The 24,550-nt window shown below is 56.6% G+C and carries 25 protein-coding genes; 19 read left to right on the top strand and 6 right to left on the bottom strand.

Going from position 1 to position 24,550, the window contains the following annotated elements; genetic code table 11:
- Positions 1-15 precede the first annotated feature (15 nt).
- The gene (locus ERD78_RS11950) at positions 16-1,218 is read right to left on the bottom strand and encodes an aminotransferase-like domain-containing protein (RefSeq protein WP_129969711.1); all 1,203 of its coding nucleotides are present in this window, start codon (positions 1,216-1,218) and stop codon (positions 16-18) included.
- A gap of 279 nt (positions 1,219-1,497) precedes the next feature.
- Positions 1,498-1,725, bottom strand: coding sequence for a DUF3717 domain-containing protein (locus tag ERD78_RS11945; protein ID WP_129969519.1), 228 nt, complete (start codon positions 1,723-1,725; stop codon positions 1,498-1,500).
- 108 nt (positions 1,726-1,833) lie between these two features.
- Between ERD78_RS11945 and ERD78_RS11940 the strand changes: the two genes are divergently transcribed.
- The 4 genes from ERD78_RS11940 to ERD78_RS11925 all read left to right on the top strand — a co-directional run bounded on the left by ERD78_RS11940 (position 1,834) and on the right by ERD78_RS11925 (position 6,591).
- A complete protein-coding gene (locus tag ERD78_RS11940; RefSeq protein ID WP_129969518.1) occupies positions 1,834-2,532 on the top strand; it encodes a PhaM family polyhydroxyalkanoate granule multifunctional regulatory protein in 699 nt (232 codons plus the stop codon).
- A 210-nt stretch (positions 2,533-2,742) separates the two neighbouring features.
- The gene (gene glmU / locus ERD78_RS11935) at positions 2,743-4,110 is read left to right on the top strand and encodes a bifunctional UDP-N-acetylglucosamine diphosphorylase/glucosamine-1-phosphate N-acetyltransferase GlmU (RefSeq protein ID WP_129969517.1); all 1,368 of its coding nucleotides are present in this window, start codon (positions 2,743-2,745) and stop codon (positions 4,108-4,110) included.
- Positions 4,111-4,115: 5 nt separating this feature from the next.
- A complete protein-coding gene (locus ERD78_RS11930) occupies positions 4,116-5,525 on the top strand; it encodes an MFS transporter (RefSeq protein WP_129969516.1) in 1,410 nt (469 codons plus the stop codon).
- Positions 5,526-5,529: 4 nt separating this feature from the next.
- Positions 5,530-6,591, top strand: a complete 1,062-nt coding sequence (locus ERD78_RS11925; protein ID WP_129969515.1) for a glycosyltransferase family 4 protein — start codon at positions 5,530-5,532, stop codon at positions 6,589-6,591.
- A 46-nt stretch (positions 6,592-6,637) separates the two neighbouring features.
- Here the strand turns inward: ERD78_RS11925 and ERD78_RS11920 are convergent, their stop codons facing one another.
- A complete protein-coding gene (locus tag ERD78_RS11920; protein WP_129969514.1) occupies positions 6,638-7,141 on the bottom strand; it encodes an Lrp/AsnC family transcriptional regulator in 504 nt (167 codons plus the stop codon).
- 138 nt (positions 7,142-7,279) lie between these two features.
- On the opposite strand from ERD78_RS11920, the gene glmS reads away from it, so the two are divergent.
- Complete coding sequence (gene glmS, locus ERD78_RS11915; RefSeq protein ID WP_129969513.1) at positions 7,280-9,112, top strand: glutamine--fructose-6-phosphate transaminase (isomerizing); 1,833 nt, start codon at positions 7,280-7,282, stop codon at positions 9,110-9,112.
- A gap of 140 nt (positions 9,113-9,252) precedes the next feature.
- Here glmS and ERD78_RS11910 read toward each other — a convergent pair whose 3' ends face one another.
- Genes ERD78_RS11910 through ERD78_RS11900 form a run of 3 tightly spaced genes read right to left on the bottom strand, consistent with a single transcriptional unit; the run spans position 9,253 to position 12,154 of the window.
- Positions 9,253-9,756, bottom strand: coding sequence for a DinB family protein (locus tag ERD78_RS11910; RefSeq protein WP_129969512.1), 504 nt, complete (start codon positions 9,754-9,756; stop codon positions 9,253-9,255).
- 26 nt (positions 9,757-9,782) lie between these two features.
- Positions 9,783-10,724 carry an alpha/beta hydrolase family protein gene (locus ERD78_RS11905; RefSeq protein ID WP_129969511.1) on the bottom strand — a complete coding sequence of 314 codons (942 nt, stop codon included), beginning with the start codon at positions 10,722-10,724 and terminating at the stop codon, positions 9,783-9,785.
- Positions 10,679-12,154 (bottom strand): aminotransferase-like domain-containing protein, encoded by a 1,476-nt coding sequence (locus tag ERD78_RS11900; protein ID WP_129969510.1) that lies wholly within the window; start codon positions 12,152-12,154, stop codon positions 10,679-10,681. Before ERD78_RS11900 ends, ERD78_RS11905 begins: the two co-directional genes overlap by 46 nt.
- A gap of 221 nt (positions 12,155-12,375) precedes the next feature.
- On the opposite strand from ERD78_RS11900, the gene ERD78_RS11895 reads away from it, so the two are divergent.
- The 14 genes from ERD78_RS11895 to ERD78_RS11825 all read left to right on the top strand — a co-directional run bounded on the left by ERD78_RS11895 (position 12,376) and on the right by ERD78_RS11825 (position 24,292).
- The gene (locus ERD78_RS11895) at positions 12,376-12,984 is read left to right on the top strand and encodes a LysE family translocator (protein WP_129969509.1); all 609 of its coding nucleotides are present in this window, start codon (positions 12,376-12,378) and stop codon (positions 12,982-12,984) included.
- 49 nt (positions 12,985-13,033) lie between these two features.
- Complete coding sequence (locus tag ERD78_RS11890; protein WP_129969508.1) at positions 13,034-14,269, top strand: MFS transporter; 1,236 nt, start codon at positions 13,034-13,036, stop codon at positions 14,267-14,269.
- Positions 14,270-14,447: 178 nt separating this feature from the next.
- Positions 14,448-15,554, top strand: a complete 1,107-nt coding sequence (locus tag ERD78_RS11885; protein ID WP_245152448.1) for a DMT family transporter — start codon at positions 14,448-14,450, stop codon at positions 15,552-15,554.
- 155 nt (positions 15,555-15,709) lie between these two features.
- The gene (locus ERD78_RS11880; RefSeq protein ID WP_129969507.1) at positions 15,710-15,964 is read left to right on the top strand and encodes a type II toxin-antitoxin system Phd/YefM family antitoxin; all 255 of its coding nucleotides are present in this window, start codon (positions 15,710-15,712) and stop codon (positions 15,962-15,964) included.
- On the top strand, positions 15,961-16,386 hold the full coding sequence (locus tag ERD78_RS11875; protein WP_209019997.1) for a type II toxin-antitoxin system VapC family toxin: 426 nt from the start codon (positions 15,961-15,963) through the stop codon (positions 16,384-16,386). Before ERD78_RS11880 ends, ERD78_RS11875 begins: the two co-directional genes overlap by 4 nt.
- A gap of 283 nt (positions 16,387-16,669) precedes the next feature.
- Positions 16,670-17,281 (top strand): TetR/AcrR family transcriptional regulator, encoded by a 612-nt coding sequence (locus ERD78_RS11870; protein ID WP_180029206.1) that lies wholly within the window; start codon positions 16,670-16,672, stop codon positions 17,279-17,281.
- A gap of 338 nt (positions 17,282-17,619) precedes the next feature.
- Positions 17,620-18,375, top strand: coding sequence for an SDR family oxidoreductase (locus ERD78_RS11860; RefSeq protein WP_129969505.1), 756 nt, complete (start codon positions 17,620-17,622; stop codon positions 18,373-18,375).
- 16 nt (positions 18,376-18,391) lie between these two features.
- Complete coding sequence (locus tag ERD78_RS11855; RefSeq protein ID WP_129969504.1) at positions 18,392-19,399, top strand: alpha/beta fold hydrolase; 1,008 nt, start codon at positions 18,392-18,394, stop codon at positions 19,397-19,399.
- Positions 19,400-19,401: 2 nt separating this feature from the next.
- Positions 19,402-20,259, top strand: coding sequence for an NAD(P)-dependent oxidoreductase (locus tag ERD78_RS11850; protein WP_129969503.1), 858 nt, complete (start codon positions 19,402-19,404; stop codon positions 20,257-20,259).
- Between the two features lie 270 nt (positions 20,260-20,529).
- Positions 20,530-21,117 (top strand): TetR/AcrR family transcriptional regulator, encoded by a 588-nt coding sequence (locus ERD78_RS11845; protein WP_129969502.1) that lies wholly within the window; start codon positions 20,530-20,532, stop codon positions 21,115-21,117.
- Positions 21,118-21,567: 450 nt separating this feature from the next.
- A complete protein-coding gene (locus ERD78_RS11840) occupies positions 21,568-22,203 on the top strand; it encodes a hypothetical protein (protein WP_129969501.1) in 636 nt (211 codons plus the stop codon).
- Positions 22,204-22,254: 51 nt separating this feature from the next.
- A complete protein-coding gene (locus ERD78_RS11835; protein ID WP_129969500.1) occupies positions 22,255-23,121 on the top strand; it encodes a cytochrome b/b6 domain-containing protein in 867 nt (288 codons plus the stop codon).
- Positions 23,118-23,894, top strand: coding sequence for a molybdopterin-binding protein (locus ERD78_RS11830; protein ID WP_129969499.1), 777 nt, complete (start codon positions 23,118-23,120; stop codon positions 23,892-23,894). The genes ERD78_RS11835 and ERD78_RS11830 overlap by 4 nt, the downstream gene beginning before the upstream one ends.
- A 47-nt stretch (positions 23,895-23,941) precedes the next feature.
- Positions 23,942-24,292, top strand: a complete 351-nt coding sequence (locus ERD78_RS11825) for a hypothetical protein (RefSeq protein WP_129969498.1) — start codon at positions 23,942-23,944, stop codon at positions 24,290-24,292.
- Positions 24,293-24,550: the final 258 nt, after the last annotated feature.

The raw sequence follows: 24,550 nt of genomic DNA, 5'->3' as shown, positions 1-24,550 counted from the left end.
CCAACGCCCCGTATATCAGCTTTCCTTGATGAGTTGGCCCAGTATTTCAATACCGGTACGAATCTTGTCTTCTGCGACTGTGACGAAGCTCAGGCGCAAGGTGTTCTTTTGCGCCTGTTGTTCTCCCGCGAAGAAGGGCTCGCCGGGCACGAACGCCACGTTGCGCTCGATGGCGCGGGCCAGCAGCGCCGTGCCGTCGATATGAACGGGCAGCGTCACCCAGATGAACATGCCGCCTTGTGGGCGCGTCCAACTGACTGTTTCGGGAAAATGCTTGTCCATGGCATCGAGCATGTAGCCGCACTGCTCTTTGTACAGGTCGCGGACAACAGGCAGGTGTGTGGCCAGGAAGCCATCCTTGATGGTCTCGTAAACCGCCATCTGCGTGAGCATGGCGGTGTGCAGATCGGTTGCCTGCTTGATTTGCACCAGTTTGGCGATAATGGGGCGGGGCGCCACGATATAACCCAGGCGCAGGCCGGGCGCCAGCACCTTGGAAAAAGTGCCCAGGCGAATGACCGTGGCGCCTGCTTCGCGGCCCAGGCCAAGCAGGCCCGGCTGCGGCTCGCCCGCATAGCGCAGTTCGCCGTACGGGTCGTCTTCGATGATGGGCACCTGCAATTGTGCGCAGCGCTCCACCAGCGCCTTGCGGCGCGCCAGGTCAAGCGTCAGGCCGGTGGGATTCTGGAAATTGGGCAGCGCGTAAATGAAGCGGGCTCCTGCGGCACGTTCGGCGGTGAGGGCGTCGGGAATGACGCCGCCATCGTCCGTGGGCACGGATACATATGCGGGTTCGAAGAGCGAGAACGACTGCAGCGCGCCCAGGTAGCTGGGCGCCTCGACCAGCACCTTGCTGCCCGGGTCTATGAACAGTTTGCCCAACATGTCCAGTGCCTGTTGCGAGCCCGAAACGATCAGGACCTCTTCGGGTTTCACGTTATGGGCGCCCGTGCGTTTGAGGTCGTTGGCAACCCATGCGCGCAGCGGCGCATAGCCCTCAGTGGGACCGTATTGAAGCGCCGTCTGGGGGTTCTGGGCCAGGACACGGTCGAACGCGGCGGTCATGGCCTGCACGGGAAAGCCTTTTGGAGAAGGCAGGCCGCCTGCGAAGGAAATGACTTCGGGACGCTCGGTGACTTTCAGGATCTCACGGATGGTGGAACTGGTGAGTTTCTGTGCGCGCTGTGAAAAAGTGTAAGGGAGGGCGTAGGCATCCATGATGGGCAAGAAGGAAGTCAAAGAGCAAAATAAACGTCTAGATTACCGCAACTGGTAACGAAATGCAGAATATGGGGGGCATCCAGCCTATTCCTGGCGGTTGCGGTCGCGGCCGACTATGCGCAGCAGCCACCACAAGAGCGTCAGCGAGCAGGACAGCCCCACAGCGAAAATGCCGAGCACGATCCACTGGCCGGTCGTCATTGCCGGGACTCCTGTTGGTTGATTGACTACTGATTTTAGAGCATCGCGGCGTTTTGCCGAGGCGATGGCAATGCGTCAGGCACGTTGGACCTGCGCGCGCCATGTTTCCAGCGCAGCGCGGGCATCGGAATCGAGCACGTCCAGCGGCAACTCGGTGCGCTTCTTGATGATCATGAAGGCATAGGGCTCGGCCAAGGCCGCGGCCTCGGGGCAAAGCTCGAGCTCCTCTCCTCTGGAGGGTGAATGTGCACGCCAGAAGTTGATGGCGGCTTCCAGGTCGGCAAGCGTGAAATGCGTGGTCATGAACAAGTCGGGTCTGGCGCCCGCAGACTATCGGAAAAGGATTTGCCCTTCACGGAGCAACGGGTTCAGTTTAAGCTATCCCTGTACTGATGCACTGAGGAGCGCGCCATGAGCCAAAATAAAAACCCATTCGTGCTGCCTGGCCTGGGCCAGGATGGCGACATGGCATCCAATCCCGTCATGGCCAGCATGGAAATGATGCGGCAAGCCTGGGAGAACCTTGCCGGCGCAGGCAGATTCGATGCGGGGCTGGCGGTGCCGTGCAGCCCCGAAGACCTGGATAGACGCATCAAGGATTTGCGCGCCGTCGAAAACTGGCTGCGCATGAACCTTTCCATGCTTACCAGCACCATTCAGGGGCTGGAAGTGCAGCGGGCCACGTTGGCCACGCTCAAGGGATTCATGGGGGGCGCCATGCCGCAAGAAAATGTAACCGCCGCCGCAGGCTCCAGCGGGCCAGACAGGGCATCGGGGCGCGGCGGTCCGTCCGGCAGAACGAAGGCCGAGGCGTCCCAGGACGCTGGGAGCCAGGGCACGGCGCCTGGCTCGGCCGACGCCTACACCGCCCAGGCCATTGCGGCTTCCGAGGGTTGGTGGGACATGGTGCAGAAGCAGTTCGACACGCTCGCCGCCGCCACGGCCGCATCCTTGCAAGGCGCGCAGGCGCAGCCGTCCGAGGCCGGTGACGGCGGGGGCGATCCGGATGGCGATGCGCCCGCGGCGGCGCCCAAACCGCGGCGGGCCGCCAAGCGCGCTGGCGTGCGCAAGACGACTGCGCGCCGCGCAGCATCTTCTCGAAAAAACTGATACATCCAGTGCGGCAAGCCTGCGCCGCCCGAGCCGCAACGCCGTCCCGAGAGCGGCGGGCGCCGGCACGGGCGATGCGGCCAGGCGAAACAAAACCTTGCTTTTCCGCACCGGGCCACGCCCCGTCCATCGTTCGCTGTGTATTATCTAGCCTGTGGGCGGGCGCTCGTGCCCCCACCCCGGCCATGCCACCTTTTTGTTGCTCATCCCATGCTGAATATCGTTATTCTCGCTGCCGGTCTCGGCAAGCGCATGAAGTCGGATCTGCCCAAGGTCCTCCACCCCATCGCCGGCAAGCCCATGCTGGCCCACGTTCTGGACAATGCCCGCAGCCTGTCGCCCGGCCGCATCATCGTGGTCGTGGGCCATGGCGCAGAGCGCGTCCAGAAAGCCTTCGCGGAACAGACAGTAGCGTTCGCGCTGCAAATGCCCCAGCAGGGTACCGGTCACGCTGTGCAGCAGGCCGCGCCTTTGTTGACCGAGGGCGGCGGCCAGGACATTACGCTGGTGCTGTATGGCGATGTGCCGCTGGTGCAGCCTGACACGCTGCGCCGGCTGGTTGATGCCTGCGAAGACGGCATGGCGGTCCTGACGGAAAACCTGGCGGATCCGGCCGGCTATGGCCGCATCGTGCGCAACGCGCAGGGCAATGTCGAGCGCATTGTCGAACACAAAGACGCCAACGAGCAGGAACGGGCCATACACGAAGTGAACACGGGCATTCTTGCCGCGCCCACCGCGCGCCTGCGCGAATGGCTGGGCCGCCTTGACAACAACAACGCCCAGGGCGAGTACTACCTGACGGACATTATCGGCTTTGCGGTGCGCGACGGCGTGGCCGTGCACACCGCACATCCGGCCGCCCATTGGGAAACGCTGGGCGTGAACAGCCGTGTGCAGCAGGCCGAGCTGGAGCGGCACTGGCAAGCGGAGCAGGCCCGACGCCTGCTGGAGCAGGGCGTTACGCTCGCCGACCCTTCGCGCTTCGATTTGCGTGGCACCCTGCAGTGCGGGCGGGACGTACATATCGATGTGGGCTGCGTGTTCGAAGGACAGGTCGAACTGGCTGATGGCGTTCGGGTCGGCCCGCATTGTGTGCTGCGCGATGCCGTCATCGGGCCGCACACCCAGATCGAGGCCTACAGCCATATCCAGCAGGCCCGTGTGGCGGACGACGCGCGCATTGGCCCTTATGCACGCCTGCGCCCTGGTGCGGACATTGGCTCGCATGCACACGTTGGCAACTTCGTCGAGATCAAGAACAGCGTACTGGGCACGGAATCCAAGGCCAACCATCTTGCCTATGTGGGTGACACCGATGTCGGCGCGCGCGTGAACATCGGCGCCGGCACGATCACCTGCAATTACGATGGCGTCAACAAGCACCGCACCGTTATCGAGGATGATGCCTTCATTGGCTCGGACACGCAGCTCGTGGCGCCTGTACGCGTGGGCAAGGGTGCGACGCTGGGGGCGGGTACAACGCTTACGCGCGATGCCCCGGCACAGCAGTTGACCTTGTCCAGGCCGCCGCAGAAATCCGTCGAAGGCTGGAAGCGCCCCGTCAAGAAATCCTGATCGCCATGACTGGCCCCACGCGCAGCCGTTGCAGTCAGAACACGCGTGGCAGCGCCGCGCAGTGGACCGATGGGCTGGAGATGCCGCGGCGCCAGTGGGCTGTCATGGCTGTCATGGCGGCGTTGGTGGCCACCGTGCTCGACTCCACCATGGTCAATGTTGCGTTACCGGCCATTGCCCGCAGCCTGCAGATCGATCCGGCGCGTGTCGTCTGGGTCGTCATTGCCTACAGCCTGGTAGTGGTCGTATCTTTATTGCCGCTCTCGGCTGTGGCGGAGCGCATCGGCTTTCGCCGCATGTTCACACTGGGCATGACGCTGTTCATGGTGTCCACCATCGCGTCGGCCAGTGCGGGTTCCTTGACTTGGCTGATCTGCTCGCGAGTTGCCCAGGGTTTCAGCGCCGCCATGCTTATGTGCCTCTTCGGCGGGCTGATTCGCAATATCTATCCGCTCAGCAAGCTTGCCATGGGCATCAGCCTGAACGCCATGATGGTCGGCTTGACTGCCGTTCTCGGACCTACCATCGGCGCGTTCATCCTTCAGGTTGCAAGCTGGAACTGGATATTCCTCGTCAATATTCCTGTATGCATAGCGGCATACTTCTGCGTCCGCTTCCTGCCCGATGTGCCGCACAGCCGCGTACGTTTCGACTGGGTGGCCTGCCTGCTCAGCATTCCATTCTTTGGGCTGTTCATTGTCGGCTTGGATGCATTGGTTGACCATACGGCGCTGGCGCTGGCAAGCCTGGCCGCATCAGCCATGGCGGGCTGGGCGGTGTACCGCCGCTCGCGCGGCCAGGAGGCGCCCATTGTTCCCATAGACCTGCTGAGGCTGACGCCCATAGCCTATGCTGTAGCTGCTTCGGGATTCTCTTTCGCGGCGCAGATGTCGGCGCTGGTTGCCCTACCGTTTTTCTTCAGGACGTTGCTGCACTATTCATATGCCGAAGTGGGCATACTGCTGGGCTTCTGGTCTGTGGGGGTGGCCATCATGGCGCCTTTGGCCGCCTACCTTTGCAGCCGCTACGCTGTTGCGGTCCTGTGCGGCATTGGCGCCGCGGGTATGGCGCTGGGCATGGCCTGGCTGCTTTTTCTGCCGTCTGAGGTTGCATTTATCTGGCCTGCCCTTGCCATGTTGCTGGGCGGAGTCGGCTTTGGTTTTTTCCAAACGCCCAACAACCGCGCGCTATTGGCGGGCGCACCACGCCACCGTGCGGGCGCGGCTGGTGGCATGCAGGCCACCACGCGTGTATTTGGACAAAGTTTTGGCACTGCACTGGTGGCGGTGGCGTTCAGCGCCAGCGCCAATCATGGCATTGTGTTGGGCGTGGGTGTATCGATTGCATGCTCTCTGGCCGCAATGTCCATCAACATTGCCCGCTACTTCAGCCCAGTCGCCGATTTGGAGCTTTGAAGCAATGAACATCCTGCAGCTAAATTTCGAACAGGGGTGGCGCGGCGGCGAGCGTCAGACATTGCTCTCCATGATGCACATGCGCGATGCGGGCCACCGCGTGGCGTTGCTGGCGCGTCGAGGCGGTGAGCTCGCGGCGCGGGCCCGTGAAGCCGGTTTTGTCGTGCATGCATTTGGCGGCCGGGCCGCCATGCTGGCCTTTCTGGTGAAGCAAGGACGCAGCTACGACATCCTGCACGCGCAGACGGCCAATATGGTGACCTGGCTGGCCCTGTTCAAACCCAGACTGGGCAAACTGATTTTTACGCGCCGCACAGCATTCCCCATTCCACAATCCCGCGCTTCGCGCACACTATGGAAATGGCGGCGTGTTGACGCCTTGGTGGCCATCAGCGAGGCGGCAGCCGCCGAGCCGCGCAGGCTGGGCCTGAGTGTCAGCATCATTCCGAGTGCCGTACAGTTTCGCACCTTGGATGAAGCCCATGCTCAGGCGTTCTCCCAGGAATATGCCTTGGGAGAAAGGCGTGTGCTGGCCACCGCCGCGGCCCTGACGCGGGAGAAAGACCCTTGCACGCTACTACGAGCGGTACACCGCCTGAGCCAGGAGCGTGGCGACTTTATCTTTGTGCATATGGGCGCGGGTGGCGACGCCGAGGAAGAGGCGAGAGCCCTGCATCGCGAGCTGGATCTTGGCAAGTACTTTGTATTTGCCGGCTATCAGCCCAATGTCGAAGATTTGTACCGCCTCATGGATGTCTTCGTGCTGTCATCACGCCATGAAGCGCTGGGCACCAGTGTGCTGGATGCGTTTCTGTACGGCGTTCCGGTCGTGGCCACCTCGGCGGGCGGGCTGGCTCACTCGCTTGCCGACGGGCGCGGCTTGCAGTGCGCTGTTGGCGACGATGCGGCCATGGCGCGCGGCATGAGCAGGTTGCTCTCCGATCGTGCCCTGCGTGCCGCCATGATTGACCGGGCGGCCGCCTATGTGCGGCGCGAACATGACCCGGCTGTCATGGCTAGCCGCTATCTGGCGCTATACAGACAGATACTGGATGATGGCGAGTAACGATGGGCGCCCTGGCTCGCCGATCGTCGCAACCATATCCCTGACGTCAGGGATGCCGGGGCATCGCATTGCGCACAATAGTGCGCGTATCGAACTTGGCCCGATGTATGGAAAAGAAGCTACGCACATTACGCACGTTGGACTGCGATGTGAAAACCCGATGCGCCATGTCATGGTAAGCCGGCATATCCGGCAACTGCGCCACGACAATGAAATCAGGTCCGGGCGATACCCGATAGCATTGCAATACTTCCGGTTCCTCCCGCATGCGGGCCTCGAAGGCATCCAGCGCTTCGGCAGCCTGTACATCCAAGGTAATTTCAATAATCGCCGTCAGGCCGCTGCCGACCGTGGCTGGATTCAATATCGCAACCTGTTTTTGGATCACCCCTTCGTCGATCAGCCGGCGCACACGCCTGAGGCAAGTGGGGGCGGATGCATGCACACGCCGGGCCAATTCGTGGTTGGTCACCGAGCTATCTGTTTGCAACTGTTGCAGGATGCGCCGATCCAGCTCATCCAGATCGACAATTTCGGATGAATATTCCATAAAATTAGGTTTACTGAAATAATGTTGCGATACACTTAGATACGGAAATAAAATAACATTTTATCAATAAATAAGAAATCAAATTTCTTCAATAGCCAAGCACAATAACCCCACAACACCTGAACGGAGTTATTGCTTATGTGCGGCATCGTCGGCGCTGTGGCGCAACGTGACATCACCCCTATTCTTCTCGAGGGCCTCAAGCGACTGGAATATCGCGGCTACGATTCCTGCGGCGTGGCCGTGCATGCGAATGGCGAACTGCGCCGCGCTCGAAGCACCGACCGAGTCGCCCAGCTGCAGGCGCAAGTGGAGCAAGAGGGCATCGCAGGCTTTACGGGCATTGCCCATACGCGATGGGCTACACATGGCGCGCCTGCCACGCATAACGCCCACCCTCATTTTTCCGGGCCTGCAAGCAGCGGCGCACGGATTGCAGTGGTCCATAACGGCATCATCGAAAACCACGACGAGCTGCGTGACGAACTGCAAGCGGCTGGTTACGTTTTCTCCAGCCAGACCGACACCGAAGTCATTGCCCACTTGGTGGACCACCTGTACAACGGCGATCTTTTTGAAGCCGTGCAGCAAGCGACCCGCAGGCTTGTCGGCGCCTATGCCATCGCCGTGTTCTGCCGCGACGAGCCGCATCGCGTCGTTGGCGCACGCCAGGGTTCACCATTGGTTGTGGGCCGTGGCAACAACGAGAATTTTCTTGCATCGGATGCGCTGGCACTTGCGGGCACAACCGACCAGATTATCTATCTTGAAGATGGCGATGTCGTTGACCTGCAACTTTCGCGCGTGTGGATCGTGGATGCCGAAGGCAAGCCTGTCGAGCGGGACGTACATACCGTGCAGGCTCATACCGGGGCTGCCGAGCTCGGCCCATACCGCCACTACATGCAAAAGGAAATCTTCGAGCAGCCACGCGCCGTCGGCGATACGCTGCAGAACATCGACAGCGTGACGCCCGACTTGTTTGGCGATGACGCCTACAAGGTGTTCAAGGAGATCGACAATATACTCATCCTGGCATGCGGCACCAGCTATTACGCTGGTCTTACGGCACGCTATTGGATAGAGTCCATCGCCAAGCTGCCGGTGAACGTTGAAATTGCCAGCGAGTACCGATACCGCGACAGCGTGCCCAACCCTCGTACATTGGTCGTCACCATTTCCCAGTCCGGCGAAACGGCCGATACGCTGGCCGCGTTAAAGCATGCACGCAGTTTGGGCATGCAGAACACACTGACTATCTGCAATGTCTCCACGAGTGCCATGGTGCGGGAATGCAGGCTTAACTACATCACACGCGCAGGCGTCGAAATCGGCGTGGCCTCCACCAAGGCCTTCACCACACAGCTCACGGCCTTGTTCTTGCTGACCATGGCTCTGGCCCAGGTGAAAGGCATGCTTGATGACACACGTGAAGCTGACATGCTTAAGTCGCTGCGTCACCTGCCCTCCGCGATCGGTGCTGTGCTGGCCCTGGAGCCGCAGATCATGGCCTGGGCAGACCGTTTTGCCAGCAAGGAAAACGCGCTGTTCCTCGGCCGCGGCATGCACTATCCCATCGCACTCGAAGGCGCCCTGAAGCTAAAGGAAATCAGCTACATCCATGCGGAAGCCTACCCCGCCGGCGAACTCAAGCACGGCCCGCTGGCCCTGGTCACCGAAGCCATGCCAGTGGTCACCATCGCGCCCCGCGATGAGTTGCTGGAAAAACTCAAGTCCAACATGCAGGAGGTGCATGCCCGCGGCGGTGAGCTATATGTCTTCGCAGACGCGGACACCAAGATCGTAAACAGCGACGGCATTCATGTCATTCGCATGCCTGAGCACTACGGGAAGCTGTCGCCCATCCTGCATACGATACCCCTGCAGTTGCTTGCATATCACGCAGCCTGCGCGCGGGGTACGGATGTAGACAAGCCGAGGAATCTGGCTAAGAGCGTGACGGTGGAGTGAGGGGCGTGGGTTTGTGGTTGATTGAAAAGGAGAAAAATAAAGTCGGTCGTGACGCTGTTTGAGCACTGAACGCTAATACGTGGCTTCATGTGATCAGATCTGTGCACATCTGGTGTAAAACAAGCTGACATACAGGACGCTCATGGTTTGAAACTCGGCATAGCCATCAGATCCGTGTTGCCATAGTCGTATCCCAACTGTATAAGCATAGTGGTTATTTGTCCTCGATGATGTGTTTGGTGATTGAATAAGTGAAGCAGGATAAGCCCCTTGGTGGTGGTATTCTGCTTATTCTCAGAAATTGAATGATAGGTGATTGGCACTTCAATATCTTCAGGATTGAGTTCGCTTACTAAATGTTCAATATCGAGATCCGTCTGCATTCGCGCCTGAGCTAGAAGAGGGAAGTCCATGTATAGTGTTTGGTCGAGGGAATGAACTATAAAGCGCTGTTCGGTAAGCCGCCCTAGCCAGACCTTATCTGCTAGCAGAATGTGATTCAGCGTTCCGTGAATGCTATGGAAGAAGGATTTCATATCCAGCCTGAGCTCATCTTCACTCAAGCGTGAACAGACGTCATACAGCCTTTCGTTCATCCACCGGTTGTAACCAGAAAATCTCAAGAACATATCGATGCTGCCCATCTTGTCTCCTGTGACTGAATTATCTATCAACGCCCGGGCGGCATGATTCTCAGCCGTCCTGGCAAATATTCTGGTAGCGCAGCATGTCTGAGCCATTCCAAGGCGTAGGGCCAAAGAATATCTCGACAGTCTTCATGGAAGAAAGCGAAGTGCCCGATTTTTTCCCAGCCAAGGTCATGAGGCGTAAGCCGAAGATGGCAGCGTTGGCTCGCGGTGTAGTACCTCAGCAGTCGATCCAACGCCGCCTCGGTTCCGTAAGGATCGTCGTCCATTCCTAGAGCGAGAATTGGCGCGCTGATGGTTTTAAAGTTAAGGGCCAGCTCCTGAGCCTGCGAAATTCCCTCTGGTGTTTGACGGCTCCTGCGAACGGAATCTTCAAAACGTGGTGCCATTCGTGCCCAGTCCAGTGCAACGCCCTTTGGCGTATCTTCCATCCAACCCAGCCTTTTTGCGGGAACATAGCCCAGGAGCATTGCAATAACAGGCATTAGCATGTGCCACTTCAGAAACATGGCTAGCCGTTTATCAGAGTGATAGTCTCGCCAATATGCGAATTGAGCTCCCATCGTAAAGATCCGGCGTATGCAATGTGCCGATCTCGCCAGTCCGATAACGAAACCGCCGATCGAGTGACCAATCACGTCGAGGGCTTTCCCGGGAAAGGTTTGCCTGGCATATCGCAATACGCCTTCAAAATCATGCTGTCCCCAATCAATCCAGTCAGCACGTAAGCGACGCAGAGAGCCTTGTCTTGATTCTCCGATGCCGCGGTAGTCATATGTAATGACATCCCAACCGTGTAAATGTAAATATTCAGCGAAGCGCGCATAGTAACGACAACGCACCGAGGTCGCGGCATTTATTATCAGCAAAGGTGGCGAGTCTGCTTCGGTGCGCACAGCATGGCGCCATTGATAACCGCCTAAGGGGAAACCGTCGGCAGCAGGCATCTGGATGCGTTCAGGCATGTCTTGCTTTCTCGTTTGGAGCTCAGTATTTCACCAATGGTTTCGCCAATTTTCTGTACAGCCCATTCGGTGCGTGAGTTAAAAACTGACGCATGACTAAGGCGCATACAATTCCTGTACTTTCCGGTAGCAGAGAAAATATTGCCGTGGGCAATGACAATTCCGTTCGCGCGCAGCATACTGTCCAGTGCATGTGTGTCGAATGCTTCGGGCAGTTCAATCCATAATGTGAAGCCACCCTGGGGCTGACTGATGCGGGTCTCTTCGGGAAAGTAGCGTCTCACCCATTCGGTCATGACATCGCGCTGACGCTGATATTGACGCCGCATTCGACGCAAATGCACCGGATAATGTCCCTTTTGTAAAAATTCGGCGACGGCGATTTGAGGTAATGGCGCGGTTGGGCCTGAGCTGGTGTATTTCATGCGCAGCACTTTGTCAAAATACCGACCTGGAGCGATCCAGCCAACTCGGAGTCCAGGAGCCAAAGTCTTGGAAAACGAACTGCATAACAATACCCGCCCGTCCTCGTCGAGTGCCTTCAGCGCGTGTGGTCTAGGCCATCCGTAGACCAGATCGCCATATATATCGTCTTCGATGATTGGGATGTCAAATCGCTGGGCTAAACGGATCAACCCTATCCTGTTGTGCTCGGGCATGGTGTATCCCAATGGATTGCTGGCGTTGGGAATTACCTGGATTGCCTTGACGGGCCAGCGATCAAGGGCCACTTCCAGCGCCTCCAGGCTGATGCCATGAACGGGATCAGAGGGAATCTCGAAGACCTGGACGCCGGCCTCTTTCAGGATCTGCATCATGCCGTGATAGCTGGGAGAGGCAATGGCCACGATATCACCCGGTGAGCACAAGGCTCTGATAGCGCACGATAGTGCTTCCTGACAGCCTGTCGTAACGATTAGCGCGTCGGGCGTGATCTCATAGCCTGCGTCTACAGCCAGTCGACATAGCTGGTCTCTCAAGGCCAAAACTCCCTGTATGTCGTTGTAATGCAAGCTGGCGATGCCGGCATGACGGCCCTCTCTGGCGAGGGCCGTTTGCAAAGGTCGTAGGCTGGGGCTTTCAACGTCCGGCATCCCTCGACCAAGTTGAACGGTTTCGCTATCACGCTCCAGATCCAGTAGGTCCTGGACTTGGCCCCAATCAGATACGTCAGTAGGGCGGAGATTCGGTTTGCCCATGCGTGGTAGCTCCGGCAGTTTTCTAGCCGGCGGAACATACCAGCCCGATCGAGGCCGGGCCTCAGCCAGACCAGCCATTTCAAGCCAGCGATAGGCTTGCTGGACGGTGGTCAAGCTCACACCGTGCTCGCTACTGAGCTCACGCACTGAAGGCAGTCGTTGGCCAGTTTCGTACAGGCCTTGTTCGATGCGACTGCCCAGGGTTTCTGCAAGAGTGAGATATCGGTTCATGGAGACGTCCCTGAGGAAAACCTAAGGTTTCAATCACTACTGTATGGCGAATTCTGTACCACAAAAAGATACAGATCCTCGTTTTTTTATTAATTCAGTGTGGTTGTCTGCCGCTCTGTATGGAAAAAATCAATTATGTCTGTGTCTTCAGCACAGCTCCATAAAAGATGAAGATTGCTCTGCCGGCTCATCGTGGCTAATGACACATAGAAAATCACTTCATGATGCTTTCCACCGACCTACTTTTGGCCTTTTCAGTATTTGCGTTGGTTACGTCTATCACGCCTGGTCCGAACAATACGATGCTGCTTGCTTCTGGCATGGTGTTCGGATTCCGTCGTACGTTTCCGCATCTCCTTGGCGTTACCGGTGGTTTTTTTCTGATGGTTCTTGGTATTGGCCTTGGACTCGGAGCATTGTTTGCCCGTGTTCCCGATCTGTATGAATGGCTGCGTTATCTTGGTGCTGCCTACCTGATCTATCTCGCATGGAGAGTCGCGCAATCTTCTCCGACAGCGCGACACGATCTGGTGGAAGGCGCAGGCAGGCCTATAGGGTTCTTGAATGCTGCTGCATTCCAGTGGGTGAACCCAAAAGCCTGGAGCATGGCCGTGGCTGCGGTAAGTACCTATACCCCGCAGCAAGGCTATCTGGTGAATGTATTCATCATTTCTGCGCTCTTTGCTGTCATTAATTTACCGTGTGTCAGCCTGTGGGCAGGGTGTGGCAGCCTGATTGGCAGATTGCTTAACGACTCTAGGCGGCAACGTCAGTTCAATCGCGTGATGGCATTGTTGCTACTGGCCTCGCTTTATCCGATGTTGGCCTGATCATGTTCATTCTTGGCCTTATCTCTACACAGGTTAAGGGGAGTGCTAAATGAGGAACCAAACTCCTGCATCTTCGCTATCCCGATGGATGATTGTTATCTCAGGCGGGGTCCTTTTGGGTCTTTCCTTAGGGGTTAGGCATTCACAGGGCTTGCTAATGCAACCTGTCACGATGGACCAAGGCTGGTCACTGGAAACTTTTGGATTCGCCCTTGCATTGCAGAATCTCGTCTGGGGATTGACTCAGCCTCTGACCGGGCTGTTTGCTGACCGTTACGGCTCTGGTCGTGCGCTCTTTCTTGGAGTCCTCGCCTACGCCTTGGGGTTATATCTGATGTCATCTGCTCAGGAGCCTGCTGGCTTTATCGTCAGCAACGGCGTGCTGGTGGGTGTGGCGCTGTCTGGCACAGCATTCGGTACGGTTTATGGTGCCTTGTCGAGAATTTTTGAACCTGCACGGCGTAGCTGGGCAATAGCCGTCGCAGGGGGCATTGGCGGGCTGGGTCAATTTTGCTTGGTCCCCTTGTTCCAGCAGCTGCTGGAACAAGTGAGTTGGCAAAGCACCGTGATGATGCTGGGTTTGTTGTTTCTGGTGAGCTTGCCATGCGCCTGGATGCTGCGAACCCCATCCACGAAAAAGGATGCCAACTCCGTGAAACAGGTTGTCGGTGCTTCCATACAACAAGCCTTACGCCATAAAGGTTTCTGGCTTTTGAACCTTGGGTTTTTTGCTTGTGGGTTTCAACTTGCATTTATCGCCACCTATCTTCCTGCTTATATGCTCGGCCAGGGGTTGGGTGTTGAACAGGCGGCCACAGCGCTGGCATTGATTGCCTTAGCGAACGCCTTCGGCACTTATGTCTGCAGCCGATGCGCCGGCATATGGCGGGTGAAAAATCTGTTGGCTGGGTTGTACGCGACTCGCGCCGTCGCGATTCTGCTTTTTATTTCGACGCCAGTCACCGCATCCGGAACTTATGCTTTTGCGCTGACCATGGGTTTTCTGTGGCTGGGAACGGCACCGATGACCAACGAGCTGGTGTTGCGGCTATTTGGCATGCGTTATATCGCGACCTTATTCGGCATTGTGTTCCTGGGCCACCAAGTCGGCGGCTTTTTTAGCGTATGGCTGAGCGCCTGGATTTATGAACGATTTCAAACCTATGAGCCGCTCTGGCTCGGTGCAGCTGCGATTGGGTGTATGGCCGCAGTAGTGCATTGGCTGATCGATGACACGCCATTGTCTACTGCCGAGCAATCCGCGTCGGGCGGGGTGCAGCCATGAGGAGGGTACTGTGGCGTCGCGCTTTTGTGCGCGTTCTGCTCGTTTGCACCGGTGCAATGGGGCTAAGTTGGGTGTTTCAGGCTTGGTTGCACACCGAGATGCTGCTTGCCTTTGCAAACAGCACCTTTGGATGTGGGTGATATGGGCCCATTACAGTTCTAGCAATCAAGAAGTGAAAATGATGAGATTGCCTTACCTGCTTGGAAGAATATTAGGTTTCCAGAGCCCATTTGGTAGTCGCAAGGACCTGCGGCATTTGCTTGAACTGGATGATTACTTGCTTGATGATATGGGCTTGACTCGTAGCGCGCTGACTGCCGAATGGTACAGAATAGGAAAGCGCGTAAAAACCAGCTCGATTCTGGTGCCCCCTGGAAAGGCAATTCAAAAAGAATCGCCTTCTCACTTTGTATCTGTTGCGCTCATGAGTATCGTAATCCTTGCTTGGGGCATTAACTGGAGCGTAGGAAAAGCCGTTCTGGATTATCTTCCGCCCGTTTGGGCCGCTGCATTACGCACGATACCCGCCTGCCTTGCCGTGTGGGTGCTCTCTGCACTGGCAGGCCAAGCTAAGGTTCCCGCGAAAAGCGACATTCCCGTCATTTTCAACGTTGGATTGCTGCATATGGCTGCTTTCACTGTGCTGGCAAGTATTGGCCTGCAGTATGTGCCAGCAGGGAAATCTGCTGTGCTTGCCTATACAACGCCTCTGTGGGTCTTGCCGGCGGCGTGGTTGTTTCTGCATGAGACATTGTCCAGACAGCGGATGTTGGGCATGGCAATAGGTTTAGCTGGCTTGGCTTTGCTGTTACAGCCCAGCGCCCTGGATTGGCATGATCCTGATATTCTGTATGGTCATGTCCTGATCCTGGGCGCTGCATTATGTTGGGCCATTTGTATCGTGTATAACCGGGCTCATAAAAGTACAGCTTCGACATTGCAACTTTTACCTTGGCAAATTCTCTTGGCTGCGGTCGTGCAATTGGCACTTGCCGTGATGCTGGAGGGCATTCCAGCAATTGAATGGAGTTGGCGACTGTTGGGGCTGTTGGCTTATGGCAGCCTCATTGGAACCGTACTTGCTTATTGGGCGATGAATAGTGTCAGTCGCCGATTATCAGCTAGTGTTGTTTCCCTGGCGTCATTAGGGGTGCCAGTAGTCGGCCTTTCTTTTTCCTCCCTTATTCTCGGTGAAACGTTGAGCACACAATTGCTCTTCGGAACCGCATTGATCGTAGGTGGGGTTGTTCTAGCGATGCTGAGCAGGCGAGTTAAGCAGCACTGACCTCTACCCTGCATGCCCGAAGAGGGGTTAAAGCTTATCGCTGATCGTCCGAACATCTACGTCAAAAAATCTCGGGCGAAATTGCTGCTATTCTTGCATATAATTTTTCATTGTAGTAACATTACTACAATTCTCGTATTCATCGAGGTGCCATTGTGACCATCACCAGCATATCAAGCCGGGAGTTCAACCAAGGGGCAAGCGAGGCAAAACGGGCCGCAAATAATGGGCCGGTGTTCATCACTGACCGAGGTCGACCGGCTCATGTTCTTATGAGTATCGAGCTTTACCAGCGCATTACTGGAAGCAGCAAGAAGATTGCTGATTTGCTGGCAATGCCGGGTATTGCTGATACCGATTTTGAGACGCCTCGCTCGCGTGACCTTGCGAAGCCTGCGGATTTCTCCTGATGTTCCTTCTGGACACCAATGTGGTCTCTGAACTGCGCAAAGTTCGCCTTGGTCGTGCTGATAAAAATGTGGCGCAGTGGGCCGACAGTGTGGATGCACCAGACCTTTACTTGTCGGCAATCACCGTGCAGGAGTTGGAGCTCGGCGTATTATTGGTTGAGCGTCGCGACTCGACGCAAGGCGCCATTTTTCGAACTTGGCTCGAGAGCCATGTTTTGCCAGCTTTTGCCGGTCGCATCCTGCCGGTTGATACAGCCGTTGCGCAGCGCTGCGCAGCGCTTCATGTACCCGATCCAGGCCCAGCCATGGATAGCCTGATCGCAGCAACAGCACTTGTACATGGCATGACCTTAGTAACGCGAAATGTGGCAGATTTTCAATCATCTGGTGTGACAGTTCTCAACCCATGGGCGGCTGAGTAATTCCGATAGCACACAAAAACTGCAAGCCATGGTGATGCCCGAACAGATGGAGATTGCGCGCCTGCGAGCGGAGAATGCCAGGCTGATAATGAAACGCGATATTGCAAAAAAAGCGGGTGCGTGGATTGATGCAGCGCCATGGCTTGGTCCGACGACGCCTTCCAGCGGACCTGATCTTCCATAACGACCGAGGCAGCCAGTATTGCTGCCTTGGCTGCACAGTATTCAGGTGCCCGGAAAATTACACTTGATTTATAGACTGAATGGTTCCATAATGCGCTCCATGATCAAAGATACTCATACATCCCCATCCATAGGACGCCCCCGCGAATTTGAGATTGAAGAGGTTGTTCGCAAAGCCATGGGCGTATTTTGGGATCGTGGATATCATGATGCGTCGCTTCCCGACTTGCTTGATGGCATGGGTCTATCCAGAGGCAGTTTCTACAAGGCGTTCAGCGACAAGAGAGGGGTTTTCCTTCGTGCACTGGATGTCTACATCGATGACGCGATTCGTAAGGTTAGTGAGATGTTGAGTTCCAACGCTTCTCCGAAGGCTGCAATTCGTGAGGCCTTTTCGTGCTATGCCGAGCTTTCGTCCGGCAAGGACGGGTTGCGCGGATGCTTTGTGGTGCTCACGGCAACTGAAATGCTCCCGGGTGACGAGGAGGTGTTGATTCGGATAGCCCGATTGTTTCGGCGGCTGCAGGACCTTTTTGCAGCTGCAATCATCCGAGCGCAGGCCTTGGGTGAGATTGATCATAGTTTGAATGAACGGACATTTGCCAGGTTTCTTGTGTGCCAGATTCAGGGAATGAGGGTATTGGGAAAGGCGGGCGCGGATCGTGACGACATGCGATCCGTGATTGATCTCGCGCTGAAACCGTTGACCTGACTTTAATTCGGAACCAACTGAATCAACTAGGAAACAGGCTGCCTAATTTGGAACCAAATGGTTCTTAATTAATGTAGCTATAAAGACTGCCCGATACATACGCGCAACTGGCGGCGCAGTCGTGCTGCGCTCGCAACCCCAAGTACCTTTTACTTTGAAAGGAATAGAAGTATGACTATCAAGTTATTGAGCCACGTCGCAACCGATGGATCTACCTGCATCGGTTTCTCCATCGCTGAAGCACTCATCGCGCAGGGTGCGAAGCGTGTCTATATCACCGACCATAACTGATCTCTCTGCTGAGTGATACAGAAGCAAATTAATACAGGAATTTCGCTATGAACAACATGCCCTCTCTTCGTCTCGCGGGTAAGCGCGCGCTTGTTACTGGTGCAGCGCGTGGCATCGGCGCGGCCATTGCGCTGAAGCTGGCTGAGGATGGCGCCGACGTCGCTATCACTTACGGTAAGTCGGCCGATAAGGCCGAAGCGCTCGCCGCTGATATTCGCGCCCTGGGCCGCAAGGCTGTCGCCTTTCAAGCCGATGCCGCCAGCCCTGAAGCCGCGAAGACAGCGGTCGAGCAGACTGTCGCCGACCTCGGCAGTCTTGATATTCTGGTTAATAACGCCGGCGTCCTCATCGCGGGTGACTTCACCGAGCAGTCGCTGGAGGACATAGACAGGCAACTGAATGTCAATGTGCGCGGTGTTTTCCTGGTCACGCAGGCTGCGTTGAAACACATCCCGAATGGCGGCCGCATCATTAGTGTCGGAAGCAATGCGGGCCTGTCTGTTCCGTTCGCTGGTATAGCAGTCTACGCAGCCACCAAATCCGCGCTGGAAAGCTTCACCCGTGGTCTTGCGCGTGAATTGGGTCCACGAGAAATCACCGTCAATCTGGTCCGCCCCGGCCCAATTGACACCGACATGAACCCCGCCGATGGCGCTCTCGCGCCTTCTATCATTCCAAGCCTGTCGATTAGCCGCTACGGTCAGACCAGGGAGGTCGCCGAGGCCGTCGCCTTCCTCGCCGGGCCCGGCGCTGCCTATGTTACCGGGTCGGGCATTCTTGTCGATGGCGGCATAAGCGCCTGATTCAGAGATCAAGACAATGACGATTGAGAACCCCTGGCACAACAAACCAGCAAGAGCAGTTCGCCACGGTCATTTCTGGGTGCCAGGTGAACGTGTAGAACGCGACGGTGAGACCTACCAGCGCGGACCGATGTTCGTGGAGTGGGAAGCGCCCGAGCGTGTCAACAAACCGTTTCCGGTCATCTTAGTTCATGGCGGCGGCTTCCAGGGCAGCGAATGGTTCGATACGCCCGATGGACGGCCGGGATGGGCGCAAAGGCTCGTGGAAGCGGGTTACGCCGTACTGGTGGTTGACCGCCCTGGTCATGGCCGCTCACCATTCCACACCGACACTATCGGGCCAATGGGGCCTCCTTTTTCCTACGAGAACGGCCGGCGAATTTATTTTCCGACTGAGGCGTTGCCGACACACACACAATGGCCTTTTGCTGCCGATGACGACGCGGCGATGGATGCCTTCATTGCTGGTTATGGCCCGCTTCCAGCCGATCTTGAGGCATCGCAAGACATGGATGCGGACCGCCTTGCCCGCCTTCTCGACCGCATCGGTCCGTCGATTCTACTGACTCACTCGGCCTCAGGCCCAAGCGGTTGGCTGGCGGCGGACCGACGACCTGGTCAGGTGATAGCGATTGTTGCGGTCGAGCCCATGGGGCCACCTTTTGCGGATATTCCGAATATCGGTCCCCTCAACTGGGGCCTTGCAGCAGCGCCATTGACATTTGATCCGCCGCGGACCTGTTACGAAGAGGTTCGAAATGCGCCACTTGAGGCGCTGCGCGTACCGGCGCTCGTGGACCTGCCAATCCTTGTCCTGACGGCTGAAGCATCGAATTTCGCTGCGGCCAGTGTGCCCATCGTCGACCATCTCATTGCCGCGGGCGCAGCCGCCAAGCTGCTGCATTTGCCAGATCACGGCATCTACGGAAACGGTCACGGCGTGATTTATGAACTGAATTCTGATGATGTGTTGCACGCGGTGACCAATTGGCTGGACGCTACGGTGCTCAGCGGAGGAACGTGAAGATGGAAGTTGGATTTATCGGCCTTGGTGCGATGGGCTCGGCGATGGCGCGCAATCTTGTAGCGGCAGGTCATATCGTGCGGGCATGGAACCGATCCGGCAACCCTGGTGTCGATGGTTTGGAAATGGTGGGCGAGGTGGGCGACACCTTGAAGGGTGATGCAACGTTCACGATGCTGTCCGATGATATGGCGATCCGCGAAGTTGCGCTCGACACCGGAGTTTTGTCGCAGGCCCATCCCGGCGTGGTGCATATCATCACCTCAACGATTTCGGTTGCGTTTGCCGAAGAACTCAGCGCTGCACATGCGGAAGCAAAGGTCGCATACGTCGCCGCACCAGTTCTTGGCCGCCCCAATGTTGCGGCCGCCGGAGCGCTCAATATTCTGGCTGCTGGCGATGGAAAAGCGCTGGCGAAGGTCCGCCCCTTGCTTGATGTACTTGGCAAGAAGGTGTGGATGATGGGTTCTCAGCCGAGGCAAGCGAATGCTGCAAAGCTGGCGGCAAATATGATGATCAGCATGGCGATCGAAGCCATGGCCGAAGCGGTGGTCATAACAGAAGCCAATGATCTCGACAGAGGAAGTTTCTTCGAACTTATTCTCAATACCTTGTTCAGCGGTCGCTCATATCAGAACTACAGCGCCAACATCCTCAACGAAAGATATGATCCGGGCTTCAAGGCGCGGTTGGGCCTAAAAGATCTTCGCCTTGCAACGGCCGCCGCCGCGACAGCCGGTCGTCGCCTTCCAATGCTGGAAGCAGTGCGAGAGCGGATGAACGCTGCTGTAGATGCGGGCGGCGGCGAGTGCGACTGGTCCATTATGGCGGACTATACCCTCAAGAAGGCGGCGGACTGAGATATACGGCTAAGTTGCTTTCCGCCGCGGAGCCGTTGTTCGATCAGCGTGGTTTCACTCGTGCTGGAAGGAGCCAGCTGGCTTAGGTTGCTGATATATCGAGTCGAACCTTTTACAAGCATGTGCATTGCCATTGCCATTGCCATTGCCATTTCGGCGCATTGACATAAAACCAACCAACTAGTAGAATGGCTGAATTGAATATAATAAACAACATGTCTGCACGAAAGCTGTCTTACATGTGTTTTTAGCCAAACGAGTGCATGCACCATGAGCGTCGAACTATCCCCCCGAGCAACTGAAATTGCCGATCAAACGAAACTATTGCTCGCCTCTGGCGGCTATAACGGCTTCAGCTATGCAGATATTTCCGATCGGGTACATATTGGCAAGGCCAGCATTCATCATCATTTTCCGAGCAAGGCAGAGTTGGTCCAGACTGTGGTCGTGCGACATCGCGAGCAGACTCAGGAGGGTATGGCCGCTCTGGACCGACAGCTCGCTGATCCCTTGGAACGGCTCGAAGCCTACACCGGCTATTGGTCGAAGTGTATACGTGAGGGCACAGCGCCCATCTGCATCTGCGCGATGCTGGCTGCTGAATTGCCCATGATTCCAAAAGAGGTGGCAGACGAAGTGCATGGCTACTTCGAAGACCTGGCGGCCTGGCTCGCAAGGATCCTGGAAGATGGCGCAACAAAGGGGCAATTTAAACTGCGCGACAGCGCTGTCATCGAGGCACAGACATTGATGTCTACCGTGCATGGTGCAATGCTGACCGCACGAGCCCTGGGCAAGCCGGAGATATTCGAATCCATCTCTCAAGCCGCCATTAGTCAGTTGAGCGCACCTGGTTGAACGTTTTAATTTTCTTAAGAGAAAAGGTTTTCTATTTTTTTAATCCAACTGTCTACCAACTAGTTGATCGTTTAATAAGGCAAGACTCTGGAAAATGCTCGGCAACCCCAAAGTTCTATTCACTTTTTCTCCTGGTTTTTATGGATCCGCTGTGAGCGCCAAAACCGCTGTTTCAACCATCGTCATCGGCGTCATGCCTGCAAACTCTACCGCCCATACATCAGAGCTCGCAGCAGGGCGTTCCTCAGACCTAGAGCAGGCACACGCAAGCGAGCTAAAGCCGGAGATCTTTTGCGGGACTTGTCGCGCCAAGCACGCACGCTACTAGCAACTGATTGCACAAATCGATTTGTCACTTTCGAAAGTTTTCCCGGCGCAGCTTTCGGCGGTATTACTCATTCATGCGCCGAGTATTGATAAGGCGATGTGCTATCGCCCAGGAGTTTCAACATGCATATTTCACGACTTCACAAGCTTCTTACTGGCGGTCTGGCTGGTGTCATGTTTGCCGTCGGCGGGTTAACCGCCGCCACAACCGCCAGCGCAGCTGACCAGAGCGTTCGCGTGCGGGGCACCGTCGTCTCGCTTGCGGGCGATCAACTTCAAGTGAAGTCACGCGATGGTCAGCCAGTAACCGTAACGCTCAAAAACGGCTGGATGGCGTCGGCAGTAAAGAAAGCCAGCATCAGCGATATCAAGCCGGGTGATTTTGTGGGCATCGCATCGCTACCCAAGTCGGAAGGCGGTGACGGCGCGCTGGAAGTGCTAATTTTCCCACCCGCCATGAAGGGGCGCGGCGAAGGCAGCTACGGTTGGGACTTGAAACCGAACAGTACGATGACCAACGCAACCGTCGGAGACGCCGTCAAGTCGGTAGATGGCAGCGTTGTAACGGTTAACTATCACGGCAAAGCAAAAAAAATCTCCATTCCCAACGGCACGCCCGTTGTCACGCTTGCACCGGCTACGGTCGACGATGTAAAGCCCGGCACGGTGGTGTTTATTCCCGCTGAAAAAGCTGCAAAGGGCACTCTGTCCGCCGGCAATGTGATCGTCGGAAAAGACGGTGTTGTCCCGCCAATGTAAGCAACCACAATCGCCGACTGGCAGATCGGTCAGTCGGCGCGAGAGTATTTCATGAAAACCTTTGAATCGAAGCACCGGCTCGCGGCAGCTGATGATGCAGATCAGCGCCAGTTCATCGAGCGGCATTCGGCCGTTGTGCGAATGACGCATTGGATAAATGTGTTTTGTCTTTCTGTTCTGCTGCTGAGCGGTCTGCAGATTCTCAATGCACACCCCCGGCTATATTGGGGAGAGTATGGGGCCGATGCCGATCAGGCATTCATCGCAATCGAATCCCAGAAGCACGAAGATGGGGTACGTGGCTTCTTGCGGATCGGTGCGCTGCGCATCGAGACAACCGGCGTTCTAGGCGCCTCTCGTCAAGGCGATGTGGTCACGGCCCGAGCGTTTCCGGCTTGGCTCACGATTCCCTCTTACCATGATCTGGGCGCAGGAAGAAATTGGCATTTCCTCTTTGCTTGGCTGCTGGTTATCAATGGCCTGGTCTACTTGGCGCATGGATTTTGGCGCGGCCACATCCGGCGCGACTTGTTGCCGAACCGGGATCAACTGAAACTGCGACACCTATGGCAAGAGGTGACCGACCATGCACGCCTTCGTTTTGCCAAGGGTGACGAGGCACGGCGCTACAACGCCCTGCAGAAAATCACCTACCTGCTCGTGGCGCTGGTATTGCTTCCATTAATGGTGTTGACGGGGCTGACCATGTCACCGGGCCTTGACGCCGCCTTTCCCTTTTTACCCGACCTGTTTGGCGGGCGCCCTTCAGCACGCACCTGGCATTTCATCACAGCGTCCTCGCTCGTGCTGTTCGTCGTTGTTCATGTGTTGATGGTCGTCGTGTCTGGCTTCTGGAACAACGTTCGGTCGATGATCAGCGGGCGTTACGCCATCGATCGCTCAGGAGATGCACCATGAAGCCCAATTTCTCACGTCGACGCATGTTGACCGGCTTGATGGCTGGCGCCGGTGTGGCCATGCTTGCCGGCTGTGATCGCATGACGCAAAGTACCCAGTTTGGCGCGTTGCTACGCAATACCGAGAAGCTGACGATGAGCGGCCAGCGATTGCTGCTCGGTCGCCAGTCGCTGGCCAGGGAATACAGCGTGGCCGACCTCTCGCCGGTGTTCCGCGCCAACGGCACTCAATCCCCCGATTCCGAGGAGTACGCGCATCTGCTCGAACACGGTTTCGTTGATTGGCGACTGCAGGTGGATGGGCTCGTGCAACAGCCGCTCAGTCTGTCGCTTGCCGACCTGAAGCGCCTGCCATCGCGCACGCAAATCACTCGCCACGATTGCGTGGAAGGGTGGAGCGCAATCGGGCAATGGCAAGGCGTACATCTCGGGCGGATCCTGGATATCGCGCGCCTCAAACCCGGTGCGCGCTATGTGATATTCCACTGTGCGGACGAGCTGGAGAAAACGTTTGATGGCAGCGGGCGCTATTACGAGAGCATCGATCTGCCCGACGCTTATCACCCTCAGACGATCCTTGCCTATGCCATGAACGGCAAGAACCTTCCCGTGGCGCACGGCGCGCCACTACGCCTCAGGGTTGAACGACAACTGGGCTACAAGCACGCGAAGTACCTGATGCGGATTGAAGTCGTCTCTGCCTTCGACACCTTGTGGGGTGGCCGAGGCGGTTATTGGGAAGATCGCGGCTATGAGTGGTATGCAGGTATCTGACGCTGCATGTCAGTCATTAACTTAATGAACATCGAGAGTAGTGAAATATGAAACCTCTGGATCTAGCCGAACTAGCGCGCGGGCCGCGCATTGTCGAGGATAATGTACTAACGGATGTGCAGATCGACGTCATTCCATATATCGTAAGCATGCTTGGCGATGACGAGGCCTTGGAGGGCGTTGAGGCGTGGCTGAACCAACAGGAACTGGGAATCAGTATGGGTTCGCGCAACGCTGAACTTGAAGCTGATATGTTTGTGGAGTCGTCGGCGGGTTGGTTGCTACGCCTCGTTCAACTTGCTCGTGTAGCGTTGGCTGGGGATGATGCCAGCCCCAGTTTGCTGCGAGCTCGCCTATCCATAGCCACACCCGACAACGATGCGTCATCCAGGCGTTGATTCATCGGTTGGGCTTTAAGCAGTGATGAGTAGTGGCGCTGTTATCGGAGCTTGGTAGGTTCATAGTTCGTGCGTGTCCATGGAGTTAATGGGTATGTGTGCTCTAACAGGGTCTGCTGGTTTTCAATATGTCGGTTATGCGTTGTTCAAGCGGCAGGCCTTCAAGGATGTCTATCTTCTGGCTCCAACGGAATTTAGTTCAATGATGGCGTCTATAAGGTTGCGCCAGCCAGGGGTTTTTGCCGCGCGCTGGAACTA

The organism is Allopusillimonas soli (assembly GCF_004153445.1).
In the GTDB taxonomy this organism is placed as follows: domain Bacteria; phylum Pseudomonadota; class Gammaproteobacteria; order Burkholderiales; family Burkholderiaceae_B; genus Allopusillimonas; species Allopusillimonas soli.
The sequence above is the reverse complement of the archived record's forward strand: the minus strand, read 5'-3'. Positions and strand labels throughout refer to the sequence as shown.

Bases quoted from the DNA above. Each gene is read 5' to 3' on its own strand.
- ERD78_RS11950 (WP_129969711.1), bottom strand. From the start codon at position 1,218: ATGGATGCCTACGCCCTCCCTTACACTTTTTCACAGCGCGCACAGAAA.
- ERD78_RS11945 (WP_129969519.1), bottom strand. From the start codon at position 1,725: ATGACCACGCATTTCACGCTTGCCGACCTGGAAGCCGCCATCAACTTC.
- ERD78_RS11940 (WP_129969518.1), top strand. From the start codon at position 1,834: ATGAGCCAAAATAAAAACCCATTCGTGCTGCCTGGCCTGGGCCAGGAT.
- glmU (WP_129969517.1), top strand. From the start codon at position 2,743: ATGCTGAATATCGTTATTCTCGCTGCCGGTCTCGGCAAGCGCATGAAG.
- ERD78_RS11930 (WP_129969516.1), top strand. From the start codon at position 4,116: ATGACTGGCCCCACGCGCAGCCGTTGCAGTCAGAACACGCGTGGCAGC.
- ERD78_RS11925 (WP_129969515.1), top strand. From the start codon at position 5,530: ATGAACATCCTGCAGCTAAATTTCGAACAGGGGTGGCGCGGCGGCGAG.
- ERD78_RS11920 (WP_129969514.1), bottom strand. From the start codon at position 7,141: ATGGAATATTCATCCGAAATTGTCGATCTGGATGAGCTGGATCGGCGC.
- glmS (WP_129969513.1), top strand. From the start codon at position 7,280: ATGTGCGGCATCGTCGGCGCTGTGGCGCAACGTGACATCACCCCTATT.
- ERD78_RS11910 (WP_129969512.1), bottom strand. From the start codon at position 9,756: ATGGGCAGCATCGATATGTTCTTGAGATTTTCTGGTTACAACCGGTGG.
- ERD78_RS11905 (WP_129969511.1), bottom strand. From the start codon at position 10,724: ATGCCTGAACGCATCCAGATGCCTGCTGCCGACGGTTTCCCCTTAGGC.
- ERD78_RS11900 (WP_129969510.1), bottom strand. From the start codon at position 12,154: ATGAACCGATATCTCACTCTTGCAGAAACCCTGGGCAGTCGCATCGAA.
- ERD78_RS11895 (WP_129969509.1), top strand. From the start codon at position 12,376: ATGATGCTTTCCACCGACCTACTTTTGGCCTTTTCAGTATTTGCGTTG.
- ERD78_RS11890 (WP_129969508.1), top strand. From the start codon at position 13,034: ATGAGGAACCAAACTCCTGCATCTTCGCTATCCCGATGGATGATTGTT.
- ERD78_RS11885 (WP_245152448.1), top strand. From the start codon at position 14,448: ATGATGAGATTGCCTTACCTGCTTGGAAGAATATTAGGTTTCCAGAGC.
- ERD78_RS11870 (WP_180029206.1), top strand. From the start codon at position 16,670: ATGATCAAAGATACTCATACATCCCCATCCATAGGACGCCCCCGCGAA.
- ERD78_RS11860 (WP_129969505.1), top strand. From the start codon at position 17,620: ATGAACAACATGCCCTCTCTTCGTCTCGCGGGTAAGCGCGCGCTTGTT.
- ERD78_RS11855 (WP_129969504.1), top strand. From the start codon at position 18,392: ATGACGATTGAGAACCCCTGGCACAACAAACCAGCAAGAGCAGTTCGC.
- ERD78_RS11850 (WP_129969503.1), top strand. From the start codon at position 19,402: ATGGAAGTTGGATTTATCGGCCTTGGTGCGATGGGCTCGGCGATGGCG.
- ERD78_RS11845 (WP_129969502.1), top strand. From the start codon at position 20,530: ATGAGCGTCGAACTATCCCCCCGAGCAACTGAAATTGCCGATCAAACG.
- ERD78_RS11840 (WP_129969501.1), top strand. From the start codon at position 21,568: ATGCATATTTCACGACTTCACAAGCTTCTTACTGGCGGTCTGGCTGGT.
- ERD78_RS11835 (WP_129969500.1), top strand. From the start codon at position 22,255: ATGAAAACCTTTGAATCGAAGCACCGGCTCGCGGCAGCTGATGATGCA.
- ERD78_RS11830 (WP_129969499.1), top strand. From the start codon at position 23,118: ATGAAGCCCAATTTCTCACGTCGACGCATGTTGACCGGCTTGATGGCT.
- ERD78_RS11825 (WP_129969498.1), top strand. From the start codon at position 23,942: ATGAAACCTCTGGATCTAGCCGAACTAGCGCGCGGGCCGCGCATTGTC.